The 10,358-nt window shown below is 34.4% G+C and carries 8 protein-coding genes and 1 pseudogene; all 9 read right to left on the bottom strand.

Annotated elements, in window-relative coordinates; translation table 11 throughout:
• Window positions 1–186: 186 nt before the first annotated feature.
• The 9 genes and pseudogenes from tssD (Q0A18_RS14680) to Q0A18_RS14640 all read right to left on the bottom strand — a co-directional run bounded on the left by tssD (Q0A18_RS14680) (window position 187) and on the right by Q0A18_RS14640 (window position 10,099).
• A complete protein-coding gene (gene tssD, locus Q0A18_RS14680) occupies window positions 187–591 on the bottom strand; it encodes a type VI secretion system tube protein TssD (RefSeq protein ID WP_292010909.1) in 405 nt (134 codons plus the stop codon).
• 397 nt (window positions 592–988) lie between these two features.
• Window positions 989–1,501: a hypothetical protein gene (locus tag Q0A18_RS14675; RefSeq protein ID WP_292010908.1), complete on the bottom strand. Its 513-nt coding sequence runs from the start codon at window positions 1,499–1,501 to the stop codon at window positions 989–991.
• 77 nt (window positions 1,502–1,578) lie between these two features.
• On the bottom strand, window positions 1,579–2,739 hold the full coding sequence (locus tag Q0A18_RS14670) for a hypothetical protein (protein WP_292010907.1): 1,161 nt from the start codon (window positions 2,737–2,739) through the stop codon (window positions 1,579–1,581).
• A 3-nt stretch (window positions 2,740–2,742) separates the two neighbouring features.
• Window positions 2,743–4,680, bottom strand: a complete 1,938-nt coding sequence (locus Q0A18_RS14665) for a phage baseplate assembly protein V (RefSeq protein ID WP_292010906.1) — start codon at window positions 4,678–4,680, stop codon at window positions 2,743–2,745.
• A 26-nt stretch (window positions 4,681–4,706) separates the two neighbouring features.
• Complete coding sequence (locus Q0A18_RS14660; RefSeq protein WP_292010905.1) at window positions 4,707–5,537, bottom strand: lytic transglycosylase domain-containing protein; 831 nt, start codon at window positions 5,535–5,537, stop codon at window positions 4,707–4,709.
• 73 nt (window positions 5,538–5,610) lie between these two features.
• On the bottom strand, window positions 5,611–8,106 hold the full coding sequence (locus Q0A18_RS14655; protein WP_292010904.1) for an ATP-dependent Clp protease ATP-binding subunit: 2,496 nt from the start codon (window positions 8,104–8,106) through the stop codon (window positions 5,611–5,613).
• A gap of 135 nt (window positions 8,107–8,241) precedes the next feature.
• Window positions 8,242–8,379: a hypothetical protein gene (locus Q0A18_RS14650; RefSeq protein ID WP_292010903.1), complete on the bottom strand. Its 138-nt coding sequence runs from the start codon at window positions 8,377–8,379 to the stop codon at window positions 8,242–8,244.
• Between the two features lie 169 nt (window positions 8,380–8,548).
• A pseudogene (gene tssD, locus Q0A18_RS14645) lies at window positions 8,549–8,953 on the bottom strand (type VI secretion system tube protein TssD).
• 180 nt (window positions 8,954–9,133) lie between these two features.
• The gene (locus tag Q0A18_RS14640) at window positions 9,134–10,099 is read right to left on the bottom strand and encodes a hypothetical protein (RefSeq protein WP_292010902.1); all 966 of its coding nucleotides are present in this window, start codon (window positions 10,097–10,099) and stop codon (window positions 9,134–9,136) included.
• Window positions 10,100–10,358: the final 259 nt, after the last annotated feature.

Genomic DNA, 10,358 nt, shown 5'->3' with positions numbered 1-10,358 from the left:
GGAATTTAATCTACAACAACCTGTAATACTGAAACTTATAATAATAATGTAAAATCTAAAATAATTTTGCCGGTATTTCCTGAAAAGAATTCAGAAAGATGTAAAAGTATTATAAAAAAACAGGACAGCTACCCGAAAGTTGCTATCCTGTACCAATTGTTATTTACTAAGATGATTATGTGCTAATTAATTACCAGGCCATACTCCTTCATAGGCAGCATTACCATAGTTAATCTTTTCTGCGCTTACAATAAAACTGATCAGCATGTTGTTGCTGTCAATTGCATCGAAGTCTACTTCATGCTGGATAACATATCCGTTTTCCCAGTTCAAAGTAATCAATGTTCCTTCTTCGTGAGATTTGTTGAAAGTAATTTCACCACTTGTAGGCTTGTATTTACCATTCAATAAACTTTCTAAGATATCTGATTTTTCTGTAGCTTCTATAGTAAGCTTAATGATCGCGTTAGATGGATCTGATGCTACTCGTCCTGAAACGTCAGTAGATCTGGATACGCTATAATTTAATTTTAATAGTTTTTGTCCTTCGCTTCCGTTGAATTTTAAGATTCCTCTTGAGTTTTCTGCCATGATTTGCAAATTTTTCTAAATTAATATTTTGTGATTTGGTTGATTTGATGTAGCAAAGATACCTTCTCAATTCTGTCTTTGAAAACTTTTAAGCATAAATCTGATTTTTTGTAGTAATTCTACGATTTCATGTAGTAATTCTACGACTCTAGAAATAAATCAAATTAAAATAATGATTATCAATTAATTAAACACTTAAAAACAATCCAACAGGGTTAAAATAATTATAATATATACACCACAAAGTGAAATATTGTAATTGTTTTTTATTTTTAAGCTGTAACAATTATAGAGTAAAGATATGTTTATCAGATAAAAAAAATCTATTTTTATAGAGTAAAAGGGTTGATAAAATAATTTACAAACATTCAATATCTTTCACTAAAAATACCATCTATTATTTTTTCCCCAATTCTTCTTCTGCCCATTCCTGGTTCTCTATTATTGAATAATTTGGTTTATCTTTTAATGGATAAAATTCGAATCCAAATTTATCTTTTTTACCGTAAACAGCATATTCATCTGAATAATTAGGACAATAAGCCCAGACTGATTCTATTTTCATTACATATACAGGAATTTCTTCTGATGCCGGCTTACCGAAATAGGAAAACTTATATTTCAGTTTTTCCAATAATTCTTTATCGTTCATCTTTTCCAGCTGAGCTTCCAGCAATTTCTGATCTTCAGCAGAGAATCCCTTAACATTTTTAGCTACCCATAGGGGTAATTCTTTCTTTATCTCTTTTAGCTGTTCAGAATTGAACTGTTTCGGATTAGGATTCCATAATAAGGACTCCGTAATACATTTACAGGCTTCTTTTTCAATTCTATCAGTAACATTCACAGGCTTACCGCCAAAGCCTATAATTTCATATCCATTTTCTGTTTTACATGCAGAGTTTTTCATAATCACTTTTTTTGTAAAAGCTCCTAATACTATTATAAAAATAAAAACGATGCCTATTTTAATATATTTGTTTCTCATTATTTCTGAGGTATAAACGTTTTCATATCTGAAGGAACACCTTCCGGGCTAGGAGCAGCCTCAATATTATGGCGTGCTCCATCAGGATCAAACCAGGCTCCGTCAATCTTTGTCATATTCGATTCAATATTAGTCCACTCTCTCCACCTTTCTTTCTCTTGATCAGTTAGCTCATGATTCTGATCCAGCAAGTGTAAATATGTCACTGAACATCTTTTGTTCTGTACCTGATTCTGTTGTTTTTGTCTAGCTTTCATATAGTCTGAAAAACATAATTCATCATTTGTAAACAAGGTTTTTTCATAATCAGTTCTACGGAGATAACCAAATACTGTAGTTTTAGCTGCATTTGCTATTTTTTGAGCTATACTTTCTGACGATAAAATATTATACCTATTATTGGGATCTGTTCTACTTCCTTTAGCGTCAATATAAACACTTCTATCTATATCTGGATTTCCAATTCCTGCTCTACAAGAAAAAAGATAGATATTGGCTCCAGAAAAAAATGCCTGATTACTAAGCTTTTTCGCTTCTGACTCCTCAAATGAATATTCAGTAATATCTATACCTGCAGGTGCTAATCCTAAAGAAATTTCCCCCACTACACCGTGGCTATAAAATAATAATTGTTTGATTTTCTTTTCGTCCCGAGCCTTAGCCGTAGCAGCATTATTATTTTTATCACCAGTATTAATGTAATTAATAACCTGCTGTGCACTTGAAACTTCTATATATTTTCCATCATAAAGATTTTCTACTGCACTTTTTATAGCGCTTCTCTGTTTTTCTGTATATCCTCTGACACATAACAAGAAATCAAATTTTATTGAACCTTTATTTAACCTCATCCTTCTAAGCGCCTGATGTACAAACATTAATTTACTACCTTCTCCTACATCTCTCAGTAAGTTCCATGGCTTAGTCAGTGATGCATCACTTCGATGACTTTGAGTTCCTACTACAATTATATATGCTTCTCCCGACTCTATTTTTTCAATCTTAGGAGCTTGTTGATTTTTACCATATGTAACACCATTTTGAGCACCATTCTGTACTACGCTAGACCCAGTATTCTCTATGCCTTGTTTAGCATAATTAAGATTACTTCCTCCAGTCGTCTCAATATAGTCTCCTTCAATGTATGTTTCTTTACTCATTATCTAATGATTTTTAGATATTTCTCCAGAATTATTTTGAATTTCTTTTTCTGAATGATGTTCATGAGTTCCTACACTTTGTGATATAATTTTACCATTAGCTACTCTCACTCTATCTTTATCAGTATGAGATTCTTTATTCCCTTGTATATATTCTACCATTTTCCCTACTACGTTCGTAATATAATTGGTTCCTACATTAACCATATTCAGCATTCCTATATTTGTATTCTTATTCATTCCTGCTGTTTCAGAAATATTCATTCCTACATTAGAAGTAAGGTTTTCTCCTACATTGATATTCATATTCTTACAATTCAGCGTCATTGTCTCAGGAGCTGTAATAGTAATGTTACTTCCTGTAGTATCTAATTGAATTTCATTTCCTGATTTATCAGTAAGAATAATACTTTCATCTTCTGTAAATACCAATCTATGCCCACTTCTAGTCTGAATGGACTTTACACGGTTATCGGAACCGCCACCAAGACCTATTCCTCCATGAAACATTCCCCCCATCACAAAAGGTCTGTCAGGATGGCTATGAACAAAGTTGACCATAACCTGATCACCCACTTCCGGAATAGCAACATACCCTCTATTCTGAGTGATCTGATCTGTTCCTCCTGCATCAGGACTCATAACTCTAATATAATGGGTTGTATCATTAGTCTGCCAGTCAAATCTCACCTGAACTCTTCCCTGTCCTTCAGGATCGGTATTGGAAATTACAGTAGCTATCTGCGGATCTGCCTTAGGAATTTTAAAATCAGGTTTCGGTAAAAAACCCGTATCTGAAGCTATTCCTTCAAAAGTCCCATTATAATGACCTATAGCATCTATTTCATGTGTTGCTTCTGTTATCATAATCTTAGTGAAATAGCCAGTTTCATTGGAATCCGGTTTACGCATCTGCATATCGACTACACACCCGGGATGTAGAAAAGGAACAGTAGTTTTTCCAGATACAGAAAACACATCTACCGCTCCACTACCTGAGCTGCTTCGCTGTGAATACTCAATATCCAAATGGGTACTGGCTTTTATAGGCGCTATCCGCAAAGCAGGAGTTTTATAGATCTTCTCATTATGGCTATAGGCTGTTTTAGCGAGATCTGCCACATGCTGAACAGGAGTAATTCCAGAGGTCAGTTTTTCATTTTTACTGCTGTTATACCCATAAAACTGAGGTCTGATATGTACAGCTTTTAACTCTACGTTAATATCATTAGCATTACTGCCATAAGTTAAACTGATTGGTTTATTCTGAGCCGGAAGTTTTCCGAAGTGCAATACTTCCCCATCATAGTAGAATTGCTCCCCATAAGCTTCAGCCATACGAGCAAGATAATTATAATGGGTTTCATCATATTGGCTGCTGTATAAGATCTGAGAATAGTCATTGGTATCAATTCTTATATCAAAACGGCTTTTATCCAGACCTTGCTTAATAACCTCTTCCGCGATAATTCCCATATTAACAGGCTGTCCACCTCCAAAACTTTGAATATGAGAAGCTCCGTCTAAAAGTATGGTTGGGCTGTATCCATTCAAAACAATATTTCCCAGACTCATTTTTTCCTGACTAAACCCCACCCCTGTAATAACACCTACAAAAGTACGTTCAGGACTGTTTTCTATATCTTTATAGGTAATAACAACTGTAATTCGCTTACCTAAAAATTTATGGGCATCATCAAGAGTATGGGTCTGACGACCGCCTAAAGTATCATGAGCCAGAACAAGACTAAACTCATGATGCTTCCGGGTACTCTGCTTTAATGTAAAGTGTTTGTAATGTTTAATTATATTTCCTTCAATAATTAAAGACAGCTTCACTAAACGGTTAATACCTTTTTGATGGTGATCTTTGATTCCTTCCGCATTTTGAGTAGGATGGAATGCGGAGTTCTTTGAGATATTATGTGATTCTATTTTCATATTGCTGGTGATTTGGTTGATTGAGTTTATTTTTCCATCTCTTGTTTTGTTCCTCCACGAATCGAACGAGTTAGTATCTTATTTTTTCTCAAAAGAAAATCGGGCATTAGATCCATAGGAAGATAGAGTGTACTTTCTCCTTTATTCTGAAGTTCTTCTATGATTCCCGGATTCCACGCCAAGATATTATCAATATTTATTTTAAGTTCTTCGGCAATGACATCCAGGCTGAATCCTGCATTGATCTCAGTTTCTGACAAAGAATTATTTCCGGTATACTGACTTCCTCTTCCTTCAAATATCCTGTTCATCCGGGAGTTATTATAATCACTTAAAACACTTGATAATTCACCGGTGGCATAGCAGGCATTCAAATATTTTTTAACATGATTAATAGTTTCGGCAGGCAAATATTTGTAAAAGATATGATATTGTGAAGAACCTGCTGCCTGCATGGCCTTGGCAACATTTCCTTCGCCACAGTTATAGGCAGCTACTACTGTCACCCAGTTATTATATTTTTTGTATAGGTTAGTTAATGAAACGGTTACCGTTTTTGTACTTTTATATAAATCCGAACGATTTTGCTCTGAAAGCCCATATTGATTAGCATGTGCTGTCATAAACTGCCATACTCCGGTAGCTCCTGCACCTGATACCTGTCTCCTGTCAAAACCCGATTCTATCAATGCCAAATTTCTTAAGTGTTTAGGAAGTCCCTTCTGAACGAGAGAATATTCTATAAATTCAACAATTTCTTTATTGGCATTAATTGTACCTTTATATCTTCTTACACTGCTTTCCGAAGTATCTGAAGCGGAAAGAAACTGACCGCTCATTGTATAATGAGCAGTCATTGATAATATTATAATAAAGATATTTCTGAATGGCATTTTCATAATTAATTTCTAATTTTCAGTTCTCAACAATTCAATCTACTTTCCAAATTAATTTTTTTTCTCCGACATTCCAGTCAATGTTAATGGTTTGTCCCGATTTAACCTCTTCTCTTACAATCATTTTTGAGATGGGTCTTGCCAGCTGAGCCCGGATCACACCTGAAATCTGTCTCGCACCGTACTTACTGCTGAACCCACCTAATGCAAGTTCTTTCACTGCTTCGTCAGTAATAGATAATGTGATTCCCAATCTATGTAAAGATGCATGGAGAGATTTTAACTGAATATTGAAAATTCTTTCGGCAATAGATTCTGTAATCGGTGCAAATGGAATGATCTCTGTGATTCTTGCTAAGAATTCGGGTCTGAATCTTCCTGAATTAGACATAATCTGCATTAAAGATGATGATTCCGGAATCTTTCCTTCTTCAAATTGTTTTACAATTTCTTCACTTCCGATATTGGATGTGAAAAGAATCAATGCATTACTAAAGTCTCCTTCTTTTCCTAATTTATCATGGACTTTTCCTTCATCCATAATCTGTAAGAATACATCAAATACGGAGTGGTGAGCCTTTTCAATTTCGTCAAATAAAACCACGGTATAAGGCTGCTGTCTTATCTTGTTTACCAGCATTCCTCCTTCTTCATACCCTACATATCCCGGAGGCGCCCCATATAACAATGCAGCAGAATGCTCTTCTTTAAATTCTGACATATCGAAACGAATCATAGCCTTTTCATCATTGAATAATAATTCTGCCATGGATTTAGCTAGTTCTGTTTTCCCGGTACCTGTAGGACCTAAGAGGAAGAAAGATCCAATCGGCTGTCCCGGCTTGTTAAGCCCGCTTCGATTCTCTACAATGGCATCGGATAGTACTTTCAAAGCATGATCTTGCCCAACGACTCTATTAAGGAGAAGAGATTCCATATTAAGAAGTTTTTCTTTTTCCTGAGCCTGAATTTTACCAATCGGAATATTAGTTTTTGCTGCCATTACTGCCGCAAGTTCTAATCTGTCTACTTTTTCTCTTTTTTTAGCTGCATGCTGAAGTAATTCAGTATAGGTATCTTCAATTACTTTCTGGATATGTTCCACCGGCATCGAGTTATCTATTGCAGGCTGCTCACTTAAAGATCCCCATAAGATAGGGCTAACTTTATCTCTGAGCAGATTATACATCCATATCAGTTCATCCGCTTTATCTTTATTATCTGCAAATTCTTCTTTTATAATAGCATCATAACTTTCTTTCCAGCTCTCCAGTTCTTTCTCTGAAAGTTCATCAAGCATCTTGATTGCCGCCATAGTACGGTCTAACAGATCAATTGCCGCATCTGGTAATTTTTTACCTTTCGCATATCGTTTTGCAAGGCGCACACATTCAGGAAGTGCTGTTTTTTCCACTTCAATATTATGGTGTTTTTTATATCCGTCTAACAGGACGTCTATCATCTTCACGCATGTTCTTTCATCCGGCTCATGAACGGTGAGAACTTCAAAACGACGGTTGAATGCCTGTTCCGGCTCAATAATTTTTCTGTATTCCTCCTGGGTAGTTGCTCCAATTACTGTAATTTCCCCTCTTGCCAATTCAGGCTTCAGGAGATTAGCAACATTTCCGATACTTCCTTTAGGATCTAATAATGTATGAATCTCATCAATGAATAAAATAGCTTTTTCAATTTTCTTGCATTCATTGATTACTTTTTTAAGACGGTCTTCTATTTCCCCTTTATAAGAAGTTCCTGCCAATAATGCTCCAGTATCTAATTCCAAAAGAGTAGCATTTTTCAGCATTTCAGGAACATTTCCTTTAATAATTTCAGTTGCAAAACCTTCCACCAGTGCAGTTTTACCAACTCCAGGTTCTCCTATGATAATAACATTCGGTTTAGTTCTTCTGCATAAGATCTCCACCAGCATTCTCAGTTCTTTGTCTCTGCCTATGATATTTTCCAAAGCCCCTTGCCTAGCCTGCGCTGTACGGTCCACACAATAGTTTTTTATGGAAGGAAATGACGAATCAGAAAAATCCGATGAACTGGAGAATAGTGAAGAGAACTCATTGTCTTCAGAAGAGCCATATGGAATATCCTTTCTGTATAAATTAAATATCTCATGCTCTCTAAGCGGAAGAGATTTTAACTGCTGTAATGAAAAAGCCACCTGCGGTTTAACAATAGCCGTTAAAATACATATGGGGGTTATTTCGTCCAACCCCAGCTTCAATCTTATATCATCAGCTTCTTCTACAAGAACATCAACTGTTTCGTCTTCCTTTACTTCATCCGGTAAATGCGTAGTTTTAGGATAATCTTCTATACGCACATCTGCCCACTCATAAAAATATCCGGGATCTTTATCTATATTTTTAAGAAATTCATTAAGCCCTATATCTTTATGCATTAAAGCCTGTAATATATGCGGTCCTCCGTAAGTAGCATTATAATTTTCCCTTGCTATTGACTGTGCAATATGAAAAAGCTGTTTTACCGTTTCGTTGGTTACTAGTACTCCCATTATTTTTTTTCTAAATATTAATGTTTTTATATTTCATGAAATGAAACTCATTTCAATAATTAAATTTATATAATTGATGTTTTTTTATTGATTATTAATCCGAAGGAAAATAAGATTCTACATCTTCATCATTTTTTATTGCTGTTCAGGATATCCTTTTCTAAACAGTAACAATTCTACCCAAGTTTGGGATTCGATGATGTTTTTATTATTTTCTTTATTCTGAAATGCAGAGAATGAGAAATCCTGCATTCTTTTTGGTTTAGCTGACATGATTTTGTAATTGCGGTGTGTTTAAAGTTATGAAAAATTATTTAATCAAATTCCATATTTAACAAATTAATAAACAACAACTTAAACAAAACCTTCACCTTCAGTGCAGGCAAAAAAGACTGCCTTACAAAGGACAGTCTTCTATATGAATGTAAATTTGATATTTGTATTAGCTTGTTGGCCATAAACCTTCGTAAGCAGCATTACCATAGTTAATCTTCTCTGCACTTACAATAAAACTGATCAGCATATTGTTACTGTCTATTGCATCGAAGTCTACTTCATGTTGAATAACATATCCGTTTTCCCAGTTCAAAGTAATCAACGTTCCTTCTTCATGAGATTTATTAAATGTGATTTCGCCACTTGTAGGCTAATATTTTCCGTTAAGTAAACTTTCTAAGATATCTGATTTCTCTGTAGCTTCTACAGTTAATTTGATAATTGCGTTGGATGGATCTGAGGCTACTCTTCCTGATACGTCTGTAGATCTGGACACACTATAATTTAATTTCAATAGTTTTTGTCCTTCACTACCATTAAATTTTAGAATTCCTCTTGAATTTGCTGCCATAATAGTAAATTTTAATTGTTAATATTTTATGATTTGGTGATTGTTTGGCAAAGATATAATGCCTTTTATCATTCTGAAAATTTTTAAATCTAAATCTGAAAAATTGTAGTAATTCTACGATTTTGTGTCGTAATTCTACGACATAAGATATTTCCAACACATCATCAATTTGATTTACAACTATTTAACAACCTCACTAAGAATAATACGCGTGACATACTTTACACCATAAAGAGAAATATCATATTGAATTTCAGCCTTTTCAATAATTCCGTCTGAAGATGAAAGAACATAGTTTCCTTTGTAATCAACCTCCGGAATCTCAAGATTTGCTTTTTGTAAAAGGTTAATTTTTTCACCCGAATCTGTTTTATCTGCTTTCTGGATGACTTCAAGTGATACGTTTTCCTCACCTATATCCTTACTGAAAACTGATATTCCATTTTCAAATTTACTTCTTAAGGGTCCAAAATACGTTTTTATAAAAAGATCAGTTTTCATTCTCTCGTCGAATAATGCAGCATTATTAATCACATACTCCAATTCTTCAATATATCTTTCTGCATATTGATCCGGGAACTTATCAAGTAAATCTCTTTTAGTTTCTCTAAAATTTTCAAGAATTTCAGGTCTTAGGGCCACATTCAAAATTTCGCCCTTTAGATCTGTTTTTATAAGCAGGGGATTTAATACTTCTACACATTTCCGAGCAAGATTCCCCATTTTTCCTTCATTACTTACAAATCCTTCTCTTGTACAATGAAATAAATGCTCTTGCTTATTTGCCTCATACCATTGTAAAGTAACCGTATAAGAAATAGTTTGTGAAACATTTTTTATTCCCTCACCTTGCTGATTTTCCTTAATCTCAACTTTATATTGAGTGTGTAGATTTTCAGGATTGAATTTTAATACTGGATTTTTCTCAAGGCTCTTAAAGGGGGCATCATTCCTGTTATTAAACTCCCGAACTTTATCTATTCCAGGCATAATAAGTCTATGGCCTGGAATAAGCTCTTCTTCTATTCGCTCTTGTCTCGCACAATGTTGATTATGATATTCTTTCAGGTACTGGGGATTCTCTAATTGAATTTCTTCAGAAATACTTTCTAGAGTTTCACCGGGCAGGACAAAATGGGGAATCATAATTTTAATTTTTGAGTGTAAACTAATTTAATTTCAAACTTTTCAGGCTTCAAAATGGCTGTTATTACTCTTATCTAAAATATCACCTCAACTAATAACTCTAAAATATTCCAGCACCAGTATTCAGCTTAGTATCGATACCATCAAGAATATATTTTCCCAGCCTTTTCATGATTACTCCATTCCTGGGTATGAAATTCCACCTGTTTTAGTCTCTTCCCATATACTCTTAAAGTCTGAAATATTATAATAATTAGAT

The organism is Chryseobacterium sp., from assembly GCF_022712095.1.
GTDB lineage: Bacteria > Bacteroidota > Bacteroidia > Flavobacteriales > Weeksellaceae > Chryseobacterium.
The sequence above is the reverse complement of the archived record's forward strand: the minus strand, read 5'-3'. Positions and strand labels throughout refer to the sequence as shown.